14 protein-coding genes are annotated in these 17,012 nt (G+C 40.0%); 11 read left to right on the forward strand and 3 right to left on the reverse strand.

Translation table 11 applies throughout. The features are described from left to right. Positions 1–109 precede the first annotated feature (109 nt). From pobA to phnX, 8 genes are all read left to right on the forward strand, one after another. A complete protein-coding gene (gene pobA / locus CSB87_RS17110; RefSeq protein ID WP_004887745.1) occupies positions 110–1,324 on the forward strand; it encodes a 4-hydroxybenzoate 3-monooxygenase in 1,215 nt (404 codons plus the stop codon). A 175-nt stretch (positions 1,325–1,499) separates the two neighbouring features. Next, entirely contained in the window at positions 1,500–2,222 is a 723-nt protein-coding gene (locus tag CSB87_RS17115; protein WP_006581454.1) for a UTRA domain-containing protein, read from the forward strand. 91 nt (positions 2,223–2,313) lie between these two features. After that, the gene (locus CSB87_RS17120; RefSeq protein WP_004887740.1) at positions 2,314–3,351 is read left to right on the forward strand and encodes a putative 2-aminoethylphosphonate ABC transporter substrate-binding protein; all 1,038 of its coding nucleotides are present in this window, start codon (positions 2,314–2,316) and stop codon (positions 3,349–3,351) included. 22 nt (positions 3,352–3,373) lie between these two features. After that, positions 3,374–4,576 carry an ABC transporter ATP-binding protein gene (locus tag CSB87_RS17125; RefSeq protein ID WP_004887738.1) on the forward strand — a complete coding sequence of 401 codons (1,203 nt, stop codon included), beginning with the start codon at positions 3,374–3,376 and terminating at the stop codon, positions 4,574–4,576. Next, positions 4,570–6,279, forward strand: a complete 1,710-nt coding sequence (locus CSB87_RS17130) for a putative 2-aminoethylphosphonate ABC transporter permease subunit (RefSeq protein ID WP_004887735.1) — start codon at positions 4,570–4,572, stop codon at positions 6,277–6,279. The genes CSB87_RS17125 and CSB87_RS17130 overlap by 7 nt, the downstream gene beginning before the upstream one ends. A gap of 101 nt (positions 6,280–6,380) precedes the next feature. Further along, the gene (locus CSB87_RS17135) at positions 6,381–7,535 is read left to right on the forward strand and encodes a TIGR03364 family FAD-dependent oxidoreductase (protein ID WP_004887733.1); all 1,155 of its coding nucleotides are present in this window, start codon (positions 6,381–6,383) and stop codon (positions 7,533–7,535) included. Positions 7,536–7,561: 26 nt separating this feature from the next. Continuing rightward, positions 7,562–8,749 (forward strand): 2-aminoethylphosphonate--pyruvate transaminase, encoded by a 1,188-nt coding sequence (gene phnW, locus CSB87_RS17140; protein ID WP_004887731.1) that lies wholly within the window; start codon positions 7,562–7,564, stop codon positions 8,747–8,749. A gap of 34 nt (positions 8,750–8,783) precedes the next feature. Beyond that, positions 8,784–9,599: a phosphonoacetaldehyde hydrolase gene (gene phnX / locus CSB87_RS17145; protein WP_106105119.1), complete on the forward strand. Its 816-nt coding sequence runs from the start codon at positions 8,784–8,786 to the stop codon at positions 9,597–9,599. A 222-nt stretch (positions 9,600–9,821) separates the two neighbouring features. On the opposite strand, the gene CSB87_RS17150 is transcribed toward phnX, so the two are convergent. Next, complete coding sequence (locus CSB87_RS17150) at positions 9,822–11,072, reverse strand: MFS transporter (protein WP_006581456.1); 1,251 nt, start codon at positions 11,070–11,072, stop codon at positions 9,822–9,824. A 61-nt stretch (positions 11,073–11,133) separates the two neighbouring features. Beyond that, a complete protein-coding gene (locus CSB87_RS17155; RefSeq protein WP_004887725.1) occupies positions 11,134–12,285 on the reverse strand; it encodes an acyl-CoA dehydrogenase family protein in 1,152 nt (383 codons plus the stop codon). A gap of 331 nt (positions 12,286–12,616) precedes the next feature. Between CSB87_RS17155 and CSB87_RS17160 the strand changes: the two genes are divergently transcribed. Together CSB87_RS17160 and CSB87_RS17165 are read left to right on the forward strand one after the other, a co-directional pair. After that, the gene (locus CSB87_RS17160; RefSeq protein WP_106105120.1) at positions 12,617–13,834 is read left to right on the forward strand and encodes a CaiB/BaiF CoA transferase family protein; all 1,218 of its coding nucleotides are present in this window, start codon (positions 12,617–12,619) and stop codon (positions 13,832–13,834) included. Positions 13,835–14,020: 186 nt separating this feature from the next. Continuing rightward, the gene (locus CSB87_RS17165) at positions 14,021–14,866 is read left to right on the forward strand and encodes an IclR family transcriptional regulator (protein ID WP_000996083.1); all 846 of its coding nucleotides are present in this window, start codon (positions 14,021–14,023) and stop codon (positions 14,864–14,866) included. 65 nt (positions 14,867–14,931) lie between these two features. Here the strand turns inward: CSB87_RS17165 and CSB87_RS17170 are convergent, their stop codons facing one another. Then, positions 14,932–15,741: an enoyl-CoA hydratase gene (locus CSB87_RS17170; protein ID WP_004887722.1), complete on the reverse strand. Its 810-nt coding sequence runs from the start codon at positions 15,739–15,741 to the stop codon at positions 14,932–14,934. 284 nt (positions 15,742–16,025) lie between these two features. Here CSB87_RS17170 and CSB87_RS17175 point away from each other — a divergent pair, with 284 nt between their 5' ends. Then, positions 16,026–16,997, forward strand: a complete 972-nt coding sequence (locus CSB87_RS17175; RefSeq protein ID WP_004887720.1) for an NAD(P)H-dependent flavin oxidoreductase — start codon at positions 16,026–16,028, stop codon at positions 16,995–16,997. Positions 16,998–17,012: the final 15 nt, after the last annotated feature.

Consider the following 17,012-nt stretch of genomic DNA (forward strand, 5'->3'; position numbering starts at 1 on the left):
CCGATATTCGGACAAACTAAATGATAAACGGTTATTTTCGTCTTGGATACATAGTGAACAAAACTTAAAGCCAGTAATTTAAAAGTCAGGATGAAACAAGGATGAAGTTATGGATATTTTAAAGACACAGGTTGCAATTATTGGTTCTGGCCCAGCAGGGTTATTGCTTGGGCAACTCCTATATAAAGCTGGCATCGATCATATTATTGTTGAGCAACGTAGTGCTGAATATGTGGCTTCACGGATTCGTGCAGGAATTTTAGAGCAAGTTTCGGTCGACTTACTCAAACAAGCAGGCGTTGACCAAAACTTAAAAGATAAAGGATTACCGCATTCGGGTATTGAAATCTTAACCAATGGTGAAAAGCATCGGGTTGATTTGGCAGCACTTACAGGTGGTAAACAAGTAACTGTATATGGCCAGACCGAAGTCACCAAAGATTTAATGACTGCGCGTGAAGCAGCACAGCTCACTTCATTTTATGAAGCTCAAAATGTACAGGTAAAAGATTTCTACACTGAACCAAAAGTTGAGTTTGAGTATCAAGGTAAAGCTTTTCAAATTCAGTGTGACTTTATAGCAGGGTGTGATGGTTACCACGGTGTCTGCCGTGCCAGCGTGCCAGAAGACAAAATTAAGACCTTTGAAAAAGTTTATCCGTTTGGTTGGTTAGGGGTGTTGGCCGATGTCCCGCCTGTAGCCGATGAACTCATTTACGTACAGTCTGAACGTGGATTTGCTTTATGTAGTATGCGTTCAGAAACGCGTAGCCGTTATTATTTACAAGTCCCTTTAACAGATCACGTCGAAGACTGGTCGGATGAAAAATTTTGGGATGAGTTAAAAAACCGCCTAGACCCTGAAAGCCGTGAAAAGTTAGTCACAGGACCTTCTATTGAAAAAAGTATTGCGCCGTTACGTAGCTTTGTGACCGAGCCAATGCGTTTCGGAAAACTATTTTTAGCAGGAGATACCGCTCATATTGTTCCACCGACTGGAGCAAAAGGCTTAAATCTCGCTGCATCTGATATTGCTTATTTATCAAGCGCACTCATTGAATATTATGCCGAAGGTTCCGAACAAGGGATAAATGAATACTCAGAAAAATGCCTACAACGCGTATGGAAAGCAGAGCGTTTTTCTTGGTGGATGACTCATTTATTGCATCGTTTTGAAACTGAAAGTGAGTTTGACCACAAGATTAAACAAGCCGAGTTGAGCTATGTACTTGGTTCGATTGCGGGTAAAACCACATTGGCTGAAAACTATGTTGGGTTGCCTTATGAAATTAAGCAAATAGATCGTTTTAAGCACGCAAGCTAAAGGCTAAGTAAAAATAAAAAGGGCATGAAAATGCTCTTTTTTTATATAAAAATTTAAGTAGGACGTAATAGCTTAAGAGATTGTTTTGCTTAAAATATCAGCATTAATAAAAGCTTTTGTCACATTTTTTCAGTATATTGCTATTAATTTCTTTATTTATAAATTCTAAGTTTGTATGGAACAGGACCAAGCACGCATACCTAAATATATTCCTATTCGCGATGCAATTGCCCATGATATTGAATCTGGCGTATTAGAAGCCCACGCAAAACTCCCATCAGAAAGAGTGCTTTCTGAACAGTTTCAAACCACTCGTGTGGCTGCACGTGAAGCTTTACTGGCTTTGGAAACCGATGGTTTGATTTATCGATTAGATCGCCGTGGTTGGTATGTTCGTTCTCCTCGTATTATTTATCATCCGCAATCGACAAAAAACTTTAATCAGTTTGTGATTGAACAAGGCTATGAACCTTCTACAGAAGTAATTTCGAGTGAACTGACTCAGGCTACTTCTTGGGATGCCAAGCATTTAAAAGTTGAAAAAGGGCATCCGATTTATTCAGTTTGGCGACGTCGTTGTATTAATGGTCGCCCTGTTTTAGTTGAACATTTACGTGTAAATGCCGAACTTTTCCCCGAGTTTTTAAATCATGATCTCAAGCAATCCATTACGTTACTGATGGCAAATCAATATAACTGCCATATCACCAGAGCTGACATTAACCTGTATCCAACTGCTTTATCTGAACAACAGGCTAAAGCACTGCATGTGAATGTTGGGGCACTGGGTTTATATATTTGCCGTAGCAACAGAAATGAAGAAGGCGTGATTACCGATGTTGACCAAGAATATTGGCTACATGATGTTTTAGATTTACATTTCGAAGCGCGAGCGTAAAAATACAATCTGGTTTAAACCAGATTAATTAAACTGTCATATAAACCTGTTGAAATACGATCATCAAATAATTGCATTCGATGGTTTGCAGATGAAACAGTACGTTCAACAGACAATTAAACTCGGCACTGCATCAGTTTTAGGTGTAGTGGTCGCTATTCAAATGGGATGTTCATCAGCAACATCAAAACAATCAGAAGAAATTACAGTCTATACGGCAGTGGAAGCCGACCAGCTTAAGCAATACCAAGAGGAATTACATAAAGCCTATCCTGAACTCAAAGTAAAATGGGTACGTGATTCAACAGGTGTAATCACGGCTAAACTTTTGGCAGAGCAGAAAAACCCACAAGCGGATGTGGTTTTTGGTGTGGCTTTAACCAGTTTGCTGGTCATGGAAAAAAAGGACATGCTTGAGCCTTTTAAACCAGAAGGCATCCAAAATTTAAAACCGGAATTTGTAAGCCAAAAACCTGTACCGACTTGGACGGGTATGGATGCATGGGAATCTGCAATTTGTGTCAATAAAGTCGAATTAGAAAAGCGTAAGCTACCAATTCCAAAAACTTGGAAAGATTTAACCAACCCAATTTATAAAAACTTAATTGTGATGCCAAACCCAGCCTCAAGTGGTACAGGCTATTTAGATGTCACGGCTTGGATGCAGATTTGGGGCGAAAAGCAGGCATGGGACTATATGCAGGCTTTAGATAAAAACATTTCACAATATCCTCACTCGGGTTCAAAACCTTGCAAGATGGCAGCACAAGGTGAAATTCCAATTGGTGTTTCTTTTGGTTATCCGGCATTTAAGTTAAAAGCAGAAGGTGCACCTTTAGAAGTGGTTTATCCAACTGAAGGTTTAGGCTGGGAAATGGAAGCTTCAGCAATTGTGAAAGGGACCAAAAAATTAAGTAGCGCACAAAAATTTATAAATTGGTCGGTAAGCAAAGCGGCAAATGAAGCTTATGCACATAACTTTTCAATGGTGGCTTATAAAGGCATTGAAAATACGACCATGAGTTTCCCAAAAAATCTTCCTCAAATGCTCGTAAAAAATGATTTTTATTGGGCGGCCGAGCAGCGTGAACGTATTTTGGCTGAATGGTCAAAGCGCTTTGAAAAGTGATCTTTTAGATAAGGGCCTCATTATGCAAATTCCTTCGTCATTGCAATCATCGCTGCTAGGTCAAAACCCAAAAGGCGAGTTAGCAGGGCATTTACTGTCGTCATTAACGACCTATAAATATCCTGAACACGGCCCGTCGGTTTTAGAAGTGGTGGATATCCAAAAAAAGTTCCAACACTTTCAGGCCTTAACGCATATTAATTTAGACCTGAAAGCTGGCGAGTTCGTGAGCTTTTTGGGGCCTTCAGGGTGCGGTAAAACTACATTATTACGGATAATTGCGGGTCTAGAAAAACCTGATTATGGAAAAGTCATAAAAAAGGGCGTAGACATTACGTTGCTCAGTGCTGAAAAGCGTCACTGCGGTATTGTGTTTCAGAACTATGCATTATTTCCAAACTTAAACGTTGAAGAAAATATTGCTTTCGGCTTAGACAAAAAGAAGTGGGATAAAGCACAGCGTAGTCAACGAGTTCAGCAGTTATTAGAGCTGATTGAATTACCAGATATTGCAAAAAAATACCCAAATCAATTGTCGGGCGGGCAGCAGCAACGTGTTGCGCTTGCTCGGGCAATTGCACCGAAGCCTGATATTTTACTGCTAGATGAACCATTGTCTGCACTTGATGCTCAGGTACGTCTAAACCTAAGACAGAAGATTCGTTCGATTCAATCACAGCTTAATTTGCCAACCATTATGGTCACACACGACCAAGAAGAAGCTTTAAGCATTTCTGACCGTGTTGTAGTCATGAATCATGGCGTCATTGAGCAAATTGATACGCCGCACAATATTTATTACAAGCCACAAACCCAATTCGTTGCAAAGTTTATTGGCACCATGAACTTTTTGGCAGCCACTTGTTCGGTCGTTAATCAGCTCGAGGTTTTGGGTTTTATTCCTCTGAATTTGGAACAGCAAAAACTTAAAGCAGGGCAAAGCTACAACATTGGTTTTAGACCCGAAGCTGTCGAGTTGGTTGATGATTTTGGTAGTGATAAAGAGTCGTTGTATTTGCCGGTTAAAGTATTAAGCACTGAATTTTTAGGTGCGAAACGTCGTTTGTTTTGCACTATTCATATTGATGGAATTGAGCAAGCAAAACACCTTTTGCAAATTGAAATTGAAAATACCAAGTTCAAATCTTTGCAAGAACTCATGTTTATAAAAGTGCCTAATCAGCTCATTCATGTCTTTGACGAACAAGGGTACGCACTATGTTAAATGAAGCTGCTTCAGCGGTTTTAAAAACACAGCCGCGTCGAAAAACTGAATATTCATTAAGATCAAATATTGCTTTAGCAAGCGTTGCAATTGCTTTGACTTTAGTGATTATTGCTCCTTTAATGATGCTGTTTGAAACTGCATTTTTTGATGAAAATCAAAATTTTGTTGGTCTTGAAAACTTCTATAATTATTTTGCAAGCCCAGCTTTACTCAGCTCTGTATTTAACTCGGTGTGGGTTGCTTGTGCTGCCACTGTCATTACAGTATTTCTTGCCAGTATTTATGCTTTTGCACTCACCAATGTGAATATAAAAGGCAAAGGCTTCTTTAAATTGGTTGCTTTCTTACCGATTTTAGCACCGTCACTTTTGCCTTCTTTGGCATTGGTTTATTTGTTTGGTAAGCAAGGTGTGTTTAAACCTTTGCTGGGCGATATACAAATTTATGGTCCAATCGGCATTTTAATCAGTTACTGCTTTTGGCTATTTCCGGCAATTTTAATGTTGATGATGGTGTCTTTTCGCAGTGTCGATCAGCGTTTAATTGAGGCATCTTTGTCACTGGGTAAAAATATCTGGAAGACGCATTACCATGTCACACTACCTGCAATTCGCTATGGCCTTATTAGCGCAAGTTTGGTGGCTTTTATTTATGTATTAACCGATTTTGGAATTCCGAAAGTCATTGGCGGTTCATTTAACATGATGGCGCTTGATGTCTATAAACAGATTATTGGTCAGCAAAACGTGAGTATGGGTGCGGTAATTTCCATCCTGTTATTGCTACCAGCAGTGTTCGTCTTTATTTTCGATCGTATTCAAAGCAAACGTCATGCACGGTTTCAAGCCTTTCAGGCTAAACCTTATGTTTCAGCATCGAATAAAAAACTTGAAGTTGTTCTGAGCCTATTTTGTGGGTTGGTTTCAGGGGCGATTTTACTGATTATCTTTACGGCAGTGCTGGCTTCATTCATTCAGTCTTGGCCTTATGATTTGTCTTTGACCTTAGCGCATTACAGTTTTGAATATGTCGATGGTGGCGGTTGGGCAGCGTACTTTAACTCGATTCGCATGGCACTCTTTAGTACGGTTTTTGGAACAGCACTGATTTTTATGGTGGCACTATTAACCGAACGTTTTAAGGCACATCAATTCATTAAAAACTATGTGCAAGCTTTGGTTTTATTACCACTTGCTGTGCCGGGGCTGGTTCTAGGTATTGCTTATATTTTGTTTTTTAACCAGCAGAGTAATCCGTTAAATGTGCTGTATGGAACCATGACCATTTTGGTGATTTCAACCATCGTGCATTATTACACTGTGCCACACCTCACTTTAACCAATGCCATTAAACAAATTCCGCTACAGCTCGACCAAGCAGCAGAAACTTTAGGTACATCGAAGTGGAAAACCTTTTGGAAAGTGTATTTGCCTATGTGTTTTCCAGCGCTATGCGATGTATCGGTCTATATTTTTGTGAATGCCATGACCACTGTGTCAGCTGCGATTTTCCTTTATTCACCAGACACCAGTTTAGCTGCGGTAGCTGTTTTAAATATGGATGATGCAGGAGATACCGTTGCTGCTGTTGCTATGAGCATTTTGATTTTAACCACCTCATGTGTTGTAAAACTCATTCACTGGTTATTTACCAGAAAAATTATGGCAAGAAGTCAGCAATGGCGTGAAAGCACTCACTAAGTTTTAGCTAAACACAATTTTTATTTAACTGACTGAAATTGAATGCTTTGTTCAACAAGGCAAGGGTTTATTCATCCTAAATTTCGCAAATTGGAAGTCTTATGAATCACGCACAGTTTGATTTAATTGTTGTCGGAGCCGGTATTTTAGGTTTGTCCGCTGCCATACAAGCGCAAGAACAAGGCTTAAAAGTTTGTATGTTCGAGAAAAATGCCAAACCTGTGGGTGCAACTCGTCGTAATTTCGGCATGGTCGGAACTTCGACATTAACCCATCCAGAGCAACAGTGGCGAAAGTACGCTCTTGAAACGCGTTGTTTTTATCAACGCATTCAGGCTGAAACCGATATTTCATTTGAGCAAAGACAAGGTGTCTATCTCGCCAATACGTCACTTGAATGGCGAGTTTTAAATGAGTTTGTCGAGCGTGCAAATCATTATCAAATTCCAGTTCATTTGCTAAACCATGATGAACTGGTCACCCAATTTTCTTATTTAAATCCTTCGCAGCATTTTCAAGGCGGTTTGGTTTTTGGGGAAGATTATTCGGTCGAACCACATGTGATTGGGCAGCGACTGTTGGCATATGCCGAAAGAAAAGGTGTAGAGATTTATACCAATGCCTGTGTTGTTCAAACTCAATATCAGCAGGAAAGTTGTCAGGTTCGTTTGGCAAGTGGTGAGACTTATCGAGCAAATAAAGTTTTGATCTGTCACGGTGAAATCATCGATGTTTTATATCCAGATCTCTTACAAAGCTTGAACCTGAAACGTTGTGGTTTACAAATGGCGCTGACGCAACCATTTCAACAAAAATTAAATGCTTCTCTTTATTCAGGCTTATCTATCTCACGTTATCCGGCTTTTGAAATTTGCCCAAGTCATTCTGAGTTGGTTAAAGCGTCACAGCAGGGATTCATTAAAGAATTTGGTATCCATATTCTGATTAAACAAAACGAATTTGGTGAACTGATCGTGGGCGATAGTCACGAATACCATCCGATTAATGAAGCGCCCCAGTTTGAGCAGCGTGAAGAGATTAATGAGTTTATCCAAGCTTACTGTCACGAAAAATTAGGGCTGACTTTACCTCCAATTCAAAAACGCTGGAATGGTTATTACCTGACTCATGAACATGAGTTGGCCTGTGTTACTGAAGCTGAAAAAAATATCTTTCTGGTGAGTGGGATTGCCGGCAAAGGCATGACCACAGGGGCTGGGTTTATGAAAGAAATATTAGAACAAAATATTTATTAGTTTGTCATCTGGTTTAAACCAGATTAATGTATATTGAAATGAACGCAAAAGAAATGAGTAACATTATGAACATGCAACCCCAACTCGATATGGATTTAGAGAACAAGTATTTGCTTCTCACTCCAGGGCCATTATCAACATCGGCAACAGTACGCCGTGCCATGCAAAAAGACTGGTGTACTTGGGACCAAGAATACAACTCGCTGGTACAAGATATCCGCTCTCGTCTAGTCAACTTGGCAACCAGCCAACCTGAAAAATATACGGCTGTGTTAATGCAAGGCAGTGGAAGTTTTGCGGTTGAGTCTGTGCTTGGTTCAGCTATTTCGCGTGATGGCAAAATCTTGATCATTAATAACGGTGCATATGGTGCACGTATGGTGCAAATGGCGCGTTGCTTAAATATTGAAGTTGTAGAGCTGAACTATTTAGAAACTCAAACACCAGATTTACAAGAAATTGAGCGCGTTTTACACGATAAAACCATTAGCCATGTTGCGTGTGTACACTGTGAAACCACCACAGGAATTTTAAATCCGATTCAAGACATTGGCCGTTTGGTGAAAGCAGCAGGAAAAATCTGGATTGTGGATGCCATGAGTTCATTCGGTGGTGTGCCTATGGATATTGCCGAGCTTGAAATTGATTTCCTGATTTCAAGTGCAAATAAATGCATTCAAGGTGTTCCGGGCTTTGGTTTTATTTTGGCAAAACGTGATTGCCTAGAGGCATGTAAAGGTTTGGCACGTTCGGTTAGTCTCGACTTGTATGACCAGTGGAACACGATGGAGCAGCATAACGGTAAATGGCGTTTTACCTCGCCAACCCATGTAGTACGTGCATTTTATCAAGCATTACTTGAGCTTGAAGCCGAAGGTGGAGTCGCTGCACGTTATCAACGTTATTTACAAAACCAGCAAACCTTATCTAAAGGTATGCAACAACTGGGCTTTGAATTGGTGCTCGGTAAAGAGTGCCCACAATCACCCATTATTACTACTTTTCTTTACCCAACAGCCGAGACATTTAGCTTCCAGTCATTTTATGAAGCTTTGAAAAAATCAGGTTATGTGATTTATCCGGGTAAAGTCACCGACCTCAACTGCTTCCGTATTGGCAATATTGGCGAAGTTTATATTCATGACATTGAAGGACTTCTTGCTGCAATTGCGAGTTATTGCAAAAACCTCCTCAATCAAGCTGTAACAGCATAATTGTTTAAATCATTTGCATTAAAGGAATTACACCATGACGACCAACAATACACAAATTCAGGCTGTTGTTTTTGACTGGGCTGGTACAACTGTAGATTTTGGCTCACGCGCACCAATTTTAGCTTTTATGGCTTTATTTAAAGACAATAAAGTTGAAATTACGGTTGAAGAAGCTCGTGCACCATTGGGTTTAGAAAAACGTGATCATATTGCAGCAGTTTTAAAAATGCCGCGTGTAGCAGCGGCATGGCAGGAAGTATATGGGAAGCCTGCAACTGAAGCAGATATTGACCGTTTATATAAAGACTTTATTCCATATCAATTAAATTCTATTCCGAAATGTTCTGCTTTAATTCCGGGGGCATTGGAAACGTTTGAAAATATTAAAAAGCGTGGTGCAAAAATTGGCAGTAACACGGGCTATGCATCTATGATGATTGGTCGTTTGGTTAAAGATGCTGCCGATCAGGGCTATCGACCGGACTGTATCGTTACGGCAAGTGACGTAAAATTTGGCCGTCCATATCCTGAAATGCTATGGAAGAACTTAATTCAACTCGACGTATCCGACATCAAAACTGTTGTAAAAGTAGATGATACCGTGGTGGGCATTGATGAAGGTTTAAATGCCGGATGTTGGACAGTAGGACTTGCGATTAGTGGCAATGAAGTCGGTTTAAGCTATGAAGAGTGGAGCGCGTTATCGGCTGATGAACAGATTGTACTAAAAGATAAGGCATACCAAAAAATGAATGCATCGGGCGCTCACTATGTGATTGATAGTGTCGCCGACTTACCAAATGTACTCGATGATATTGAACGCCGTTTGGGGCAGGGTGAACGACCTTAAACAGAGTTTAGGTCTATATATTTTTAAGCTTAGCTCCCTTGGGAGCTAAGCTTACCTAAAAAATTAAAATGAAGAGTAATAAACTCTACATACGTGGAAATAAGGAGTAACTTTGAAACGTCAATTCCTTATTTCCTGCTAACCATCTAAAACATATGTTTAGATAGTTAGTACCATCAATCCTATAGGTACAGGACCTATAGGATTTTTTGATGGATCTCTTTACGACTTTTGTGGGTCGTATATTTTTTCTTTAATGAATAAGGCTGGTATCACACCACAAATTAGGTAGGCAGCACCCATCACGACAAAACCTAAACCAATAGACCCGCCGGATGCCAAGAAACCAATCGTTGCAGGGGCTAATGCAGCGCCTAAACGTCCGACGTTATAAGCACCGCCAATGGCTGTACCGCGAATGGCAGTCGCAAAACTTTCGGTCATATAGGTTGCATTTACGCCATAAGGGATGCCGTATAGAAAACCAAAGGTCACCAGTAAATATAAAATGTTGCTTGGCGAGTTATAAAAAACAATCAGAGGTAGGAAAATAGCAGTGCCGATTGCACCAAAGGCATAAGTAAAACGACGCCCTAATTTATCGGCCATCATACCCGCAAGAACTTTACCTAAAATCATGGCGGTATATGTACCTACCATATAGGCGGTCATTTCCTTAAATTTCATACCGAGTTCACTTTCAAGGTATGACGGCATCCAGTTATTTACGCCATAATAGCCAAACTGTAAAAAGCCTGCCGTTAACGCCCATAAGATAAACATATTGCGGTTTCGTTTATCTTGGAAAATAAGCTTAAATGCCGAAGTTTTCGAGGCGTTTTGAGCCACAACTGGTTGTTGTAGTCGAGACTTTTGCCATGCTTCTGGTTCAGGTACAAGCACATGCATGAGAACAGCAATAATGACGGGAATAATCGCAACATAAAACAGCATGCGCCAGCCATGATCAGGAATAATCCAGCCTGCAAGTAAGGTCGCAACAATATAGCCAACGGTCCAGCCAGCTTGTAAAGTGCCAAGTACTGTTGTGCGGAAACGTGTTGGGACATACTCGGCCATGAGAGTATTACAGGCGATATAAAGTGAACCCAAGCCAAGAGATGCAAAAAATCTTAAAATACCAAACTGAAGAAAGCTGTGGGTAAAACCTAAGCCACAGGTAAGAAGTGAGAAAATTAAAATAGAAATAACCACAATGCGCACGCGACCAAATTTATCGCATGCCCATCCCCCAAAAATGCCACCAACAGCCATACCTGCTAATGTAAAACTGCCAAGCATACCTGCTTGTACTGAACTTAATCCAAAATCTGCCTTAATACTATTTAAGCTATAAGACAGCAGCATCAAATCTGCACCATCTACCAACAGTGCCAGAAATGCAAAAATAAATGCTATTTTCCACGTATGAGGCTGTATACGAGAAAGACCTTCTTTGTAATTTGTAGCCATAATCCATTACCTACATTTGATAAAAAGCACTTCAAGTCGTTTTGAAGTGCTTTAAATTTGATTAAGACGCAGCGCGAATCATATTTCGGGCAATAATCACTTGTTGAATTTGAGTGGTCCCTTCATAGAGACGGAACAGACGAACATCTCGATAAAAACGTTCAATGGCATATTCACTGATGTAACCCGCACCACCATGAATTTGTACGCAGCGATCAGCAACGCGGCCACACATTTCGGTTGCAAACATTTTTGCGCAAGAAGCTTCCGTGCTAACGTTTTGTCCCGCATCGCGTAGGCGGGCAGCGTCTAAGACCATACATTTAGCTGCATAAATTTCAGCTTTTGAATCGGCAAGCATGGCTTGAATGAGTTGGAACTCGGCAATTGGTTGTCCAAATTGCTTGCGTTCGATGGCGTAATTTAAAGAGTCGTCTAGCATTCGAGTTGCTGCACCGACACTCAAGGCAGCAATATGCAAACGGCCTTTATCGAGTACTTTCATGGCCGTTTTAAAACCAACACCTTCAACACCACCAATGAGTGCTGAGGCAGGAATACGACAATTTTCAAAAATAACGTCACAGGTATGGGCGCCTTTTTGTCCCATCTTTTTATCGCGTTTGCCAAGAGAAATGCCCGGAGTTTGGCTATCCACAATAAAAGCAGAAATGCCACCAGCGCCTTTAATATCAGAGTTTGTACGTGCCATGACTGTAAATACGCCAGCATGTGGCGCATTGGTAATAAAGCGTTTGGTACCATTTAAAATATAAAACTCACCATCTTTTACTGCGGTGGTTTTTAAAGATGCCGCATCAGAACCTGCGTCAGGTTCGGTTAAGCAAAAAGAACTGATCACTTCACCACGAGCTAGACGCGGTAAGAAAAATGATTTTTGTGCTTCGGTCCCATCAATAATCAAACCACTTGAGCCAATGCCATTATTGGTCCCAATAAGAGAGCGAAAAGCAGGAGAGGTACGACCTAATTCAAAAGCGACATAGACCTCTTCTTCCATCGTTAGGCCAAGACCTTCGTATTCTTCAGGAATGGTTAAACCAAATAAGCCGAGAGCTTTCATTTGCTCAACAATCTCTTGAGGAATTTCATCCGTTTCAGCGACTTCATTCTCATGAGAAATTAAGACACCTTCAACAAATTGTCGAATCATATCAACAAGTTGATTTAAGGTTTCCTGATCTCGAATCATAGTCTCGTCCTTTTACTCTATGCAAAAAACATCAATGTGATGTTCGTAAAATCACCAATATTTGAAGTGATAGTAATCAAAGGATGAGCGCAAAACAATATATTTTGAAAATTAATTTCGCAATGCGATACTTTGTTATTGTTTTATCTTTGGCTAATTTATTGATTTATTTAAGCTATATTTTCTTATAAAAAATCATCATTTTTAGTGGAAAATTAAAGTTTGATTTTTAAAAAGAGCCGTGTATATTAAAAATATATATCGCTATGCGAAATTTTAAATGGATAAGTTTTCCTATAGGAAATGAATCACAAATTATAGTGGGATGAAGATGGGTGCTTTAAATGGAATTCGGGTGCTTGACTTAAGTCGGGTATTGGCTGGGTCTTGGTGTGGACAGATTCTTGCCGATTTAGGCGCAGAAGTAATCAAGATTGAACGGCCGAAAGTTGGTGACGATACTCGTTCTTGGGGACCACCTTGGATGAAAGATGACTCAGGTCAAGACACTCAAGAAGCCGCTTATTATCAGTCAACTAACCGCAATAAATTATCGGTTGCCATCGACATTGCCAATCCTGAAGGCCAAGAATTGATTAAAGCACTTATTCAAGACACCGATGTCGTGATTGAAAACTACAAAGCGGGTTCTTTGAAAAAGTACGGTTTGGACTACGAGTCTTTATCTGCAATTAACCCTAAACTGGTGTATTGCTCAATTACAGGTTTTGGTCAAACTGGTCCCAGAGCAGAAGAACCCGGTTATGACTTTATTATTCAGGGTATGGGCGGACTCATGTCGGTCACTGGTGAGCGTGATGATTTGCCGGGCGGAGGACCACAAAAAGTAGGCGTTGCATTTTCTGACTTAGCCACAGGACTTTATTCTACGATTGCCATACAGGCTGCTTTACTCAACCGCCATGTGACAGGTTTGGGCCAATACATTGATATGGCTTTGCTTGATGTTCAAATTGCCACAATGGCAAATCAGGGAATGAACTATCTTTCATCGGGTAATATCCCTAAACGTTATGGCAATGCACACGCTAATATTGTGCCTTATCAAGTATTCAAAGCCTCTGACCGTGACTTCATTATTGCATGTGGAAATGACACTCAGTTTATTCAACTCTGTCGAAGTATTGGTTTACCCGATTTACCAAATGATGCGCGTTTTGCCCGAAATGCAGACCGAATCAAGCATCGCAATGAAATTATCGGAATTTTACAAACTCACTTTTTAACAAAAACAGCAGATGAATGGGTAGACGCAATCTATGCGGCTAAAGTTCCGGTCGGTGTCATTAATAACTTGGAACAAGCTTTCCAAGAACCACAAGTGATAGCCCGAGAAATGTTAGTCGAGATGAACCATCCTCAACGTAAAAAATTGAAGATAATTGGCTCACCAATCAAACTTTCTAGAACTCCTGTTGAATACAAAACAGCACCTCCACTGTTGGGTGAACATACGCAGGCGATTTTAGGGCGAGTAGTATCTACAGAAAAGTTAGCAGAGCTTAAAGAAAAGGGCGTAATTGGATAAGTAACTTAAAAGCGAAAGGTTAAAATGATATTTAAAATCAGAAAATAAAATATTTAATCTTTCGCTTTAATGAGTTAAATGAAGTTATTTTATAAATGCAGACTTGGACGTTTGCTCTTTTGCTATTTATAGAAAAAATAGATTATAATTTTCGCAGTGCGAAACAAAATATGGATTGGTATGACAATGAACGATGCAGTTGATGCAGAACAGACAGAAAAACTACTCGCGCCTTTAAGGCATGAATTATTACATCCGATTGAAGACATGCAGGATGAAAATGATCGCCAATTTATTACTGCATTAGCACGTGGTTTAGAACTATTACGTTGTTTTACGCCTAAGCATCAGCATTTGGGCAACCAAGAGCTTGCTCAGATGACTGGTTTGCCAAAACCGACCATTACTCGCCTGACACATACCTTGTCGCGTTTGGGTTATATCAAACAAGTGCCAAACTCAAGCAAATTCCAGCTTTCAGTTGGTGTTCTTGCTTTTGGTTATTCCATGCTCTCTAACGTATCGATTCGCTCTATTGCTCATCCATATATGAAAAATTTGGCAGACTATGCTGGTGCTGCTGTAGCAATGGCAACACGCGATCGACTGAATATGATTTATCTTGATGTCGTTCAAGGTAAAGGCAATATGACCATGCGCCGTCAAGTCGGAACCTATTTACCGATTCACTTAAGTTCAATGGGGCGTGCATGTTTAGCTGCCATGCCAGAAGATGAAAGAGAGTTCTTGCTTAATGCCATTCGTAACAAGCACAAAGAAGACTGGATCAAAATTAACCGTGATCTAGACAAAGCCTTTAAAGACTACCAAGATTTTGGATACTGTTTTTCAATTGGCGAATGGCATAAAGACGTTAACTCGGTTGCGGTTCCACTCATTCATGAACAACATGGTTTGCTGGTATTTAACTGTGGTGGTCCAAGCTTTATTATGAACCGTGAAAAACTCGAAGAAGATATTGCACCGCGTCTTTTACACATGGTGAATAATATTCGTACCGAGATTAGCTAAACGTATTTGATTCATTTATAAAAGCCAGCTTTGTTTTTCAAGGCTGGCTTTTTAGTGTGCGAATTTTAGGCCGTTTGCTTATGGAAGTTCGGTTTTCTTTTTTCTTTGAAAGCATTTAATGCTTCTTTAAATTCGGAACCCTGTAAACAACGCGAGAAAATAGTCGACTCATGATCAATACGATTGAGTAGATCATCGATTGGCATATCTCTTAGTAACTTTTTACTGAGCTGTAAGGCTTGGCTTGGTTTGTGAGCGAGTTTAATGGCTACGTCTTCAACCACTTGATCCAGCTCAGTTACTTCAAATATCTCATTAACCAAACCATAAATTTTTGCTTGATCTGCCGAAAATTTTTCACCTAGTAAAATAAGTTCCGAAGCACGAGCAAAACCCAATAATCTTGGCAAGATGTAACTTGAACCTGCTTCAGGTACAAGTCCCAAATTCACAAAGGGAAACTGAAAAATAGAGTTTTGGCTTGCATACACAAGGTCGCAATGTAGAAGCATAGTGCTGCCAATGCCAATTGCCATACCATTTACTTTAGCAATAATCGGTTTTGGAAACGTTGCTAAGCTTTTTAAAAAAACAATGGAAGCGGGTGGTTCTGAACTGGTGGTATCGCGTTTTTCAAAAGCATTAACGTCATTACCACTCGTAAATGCCGAACCTTCACCAGTAAGTATGACCACATGGACATCTTGATTGGTTGCAGCCTTATCTAATGCCTGACTTAAAGCCGTATACATTTCATAATTAATTGCATTCTTTTTAGTGGGGTTACTCATGGTGAGCGTTAGTATATTTTTATCAAAATGCTCCTGAATTGTACCTGTTTTAAGCTCGCTTTGAGTTACATTGTCCTGTTGCATCATTTATTCCTTTAAATTAACTATTTGAAAAATATATTCTTTCAGTTGGTGAAAGCTCATACTTTTCAGATAACTTGCTGTCTAAAACTTAAACTTATTAAAATGATGCTATCGAAAAATAATTCCGTTATCAATTATTTTGTTTTATATTGTGGTATAAAATTTTGTATTGTGAAATTTTTATCTTAAGTCACTTTAAATGATGACAGGATTTATGCGTAAATAAGCATCTAGCTCTACTAAGGAAATGAGAAGCTAGTTATAGAATGGTGAGTGGAAAGAATATGAAGACCAAAATTACAGAACTATTTGAAATCGAGCATCCAATTATTCAAGGTGGTATGCATTATGTTGGTTTTGCAGAGCTTGCGGCTGCAGTTTCGAACGCGGGTGGGTTAGGTATTATCACTGGTCTGACTCAGCGTACGCCTGAAAATCTGGCAAAAGAAATTGCACGTTGCCGAGAAATGACCGACAAGCCTTTTGGAGTAAATTTAACCTTTTTGCCTACCGTAAATACTCCTGATTATCCGGGTTTTGTAGAAGTAATCATTAAAGGTGGAGTCAAGATTGTAGAAACAGCAGGGCGTAATCCTGAACAGGTCATGCCGTATTTAAAAGCTGCTGGTATTAAAGTAATTCACAAATGTACTTCGGTTCGACATAGCTTAAAAGCGCAGCAAATTGGATGTGATGCAGTTTCTGTAGATGGTTTCGAGTGTGGTGGGCATCCTGGTGAGGATGACGTGCCCAATATGATTTTATTGCCCTTAGCTGCCGATGCGTTAGACATCCCATTTGTTGCCTCAGGTGGTATGGCAGATGGACGCTCACTCGCGGCTGCTTTAGCGATGGGAGCCGATGGAATTAATATGGGAACGCGCTTTATTGCGACTCAGGAAGCTCCCGTACATGCAAATGTGAAACAGGCGATTCTGAATGCAACCGAACGAGATACGCGTTTAATTATGCGTGCTTTGCGAAATACTGAACGTGTCATGAATAATGCGGCCGTAGAAAAAATCGTGGCAAAAGAAAAAGCGCTCGGCGATAGCATTAAATTTGAAGATATTATTGAAGAAGTTGCGGGAGTCTATCCAAAAGTTATGATTGATGGAGATGTTAATGCAGGTGCATGGTCATGCGGTTTAGTGGCAAGCTTGATTCATGATATTCCGACATGCGATGAACTGGTTAGCCGAATTGTCAAAGAGGCAGAAGATATTATTCGCGGACGTTTATTAAGCTTGTTATAAAGTAAAATTATTATC

It is taken from the genome of Acinetobacter sp. AR_0276 (assembly GCF_003000705.1).
GTDB classification, from domain to species: Bacteria; Pseudomonadota; Gammaproteobacteria; order Pseudomonadales; family Moraxellaceae; genus Acinetobacter; species Acinetobacter nosocomialis.

Bases quoted from the DNA above. Each gene is read 5' to 3' on its own strand.
- CSB87_RS17165 (WP_000996083.1), top strand. From the start codon at position 14,021: ATGAACGATGCAGTTGATGCAGAACAGACAGAAAAACTACTCGCGCCT.
- CSB87_RS17170 (WP_004887722.1), bottom strand. From the start codon at position 15,741: ATGCAACAGGACAATGTAACTCAAAGCGAGCTTAAAACAGGTACAATT.
- CSB87_RS17150 (WP_006581456.1), bottom strand. From the start codon at position 11,072: ATGGCTACAAATTACAAAGAAGGTCTTTCTCGTATACAGCCTCATACG.
- phnX (WP_106105119.1), top strand. From the start codon at position 8,784: ATGACGACCAACAATACACAAATTCAGGCTGTTGTTTTTGACTGGGCT.
- CSB87_RS17160 (WP_106105120.1), top strand. From the start codon at position 12,617: ATGGGTGCTTTAAATGGAATTCGGGTGCTTGACTTAAGTCGGGTATTG.
- CSB87_RS17115 (WP_006581454.1), top strand. From the start codon at position 1,500: ATGGAACAGGACCAAGCACGCATACCTAAATATATTCCTATTCGCGAT.
- CSB87_RS17155 (WP_004887725.1), bottom strand. From the start codon at position 12,285: ATGATTCGAGATCAGGAAACCTTAAATCAACTTGTTGATATGATTCGA.
- CSB87_RS17130 (WP_004887735.1), top strand. From the start codon at position 4,570: ATGTTAAATGAAGCTGCTTCAGCGGTTTTAAAAACACAGCCGCGTCGA.
- phnW (WP_004887731.1), top strand. From the start codon at position 7,562: ATGTATATTGAAATGAACGCAAAAGAAATGAGTAACATTATGAACATG.
- pobA (WP_004887745.1), top strand. From the start codon at position 110: ATGGATATTTTAAAGACACAGGTTGCAATTATTGGTTCTGGCCCAGCA.
- CSB87_RS17135 (WP_004887733.1), top strand. From the start codon at position 6,381: ATGAATCACGCACAGTTTGATTTAATTGTTGTCGGAGCCGGTATTTTA.
- CSB87_RS17175 (WP_004887720.1), top strand. From the start codon at position 16,026: ATGAAGACCAAAATTACAGAACTATTTGAAATCGAGCATCCAATTATT.
- CSB87_RS17120 (WP_004887740.1), top strand. From the start codon at position 2,314: ATGAAACAGTACGTTCAACAGACAATTAAACTCGGCACTGCATCAGTT.
- CSB87_RS17125 (WP_004887738.1), top strand. From the start codon at position 3,374: ATGCAAATTCCTTCGTCATTGCAATCATCGCTGCTAGGTCAAAACCCA.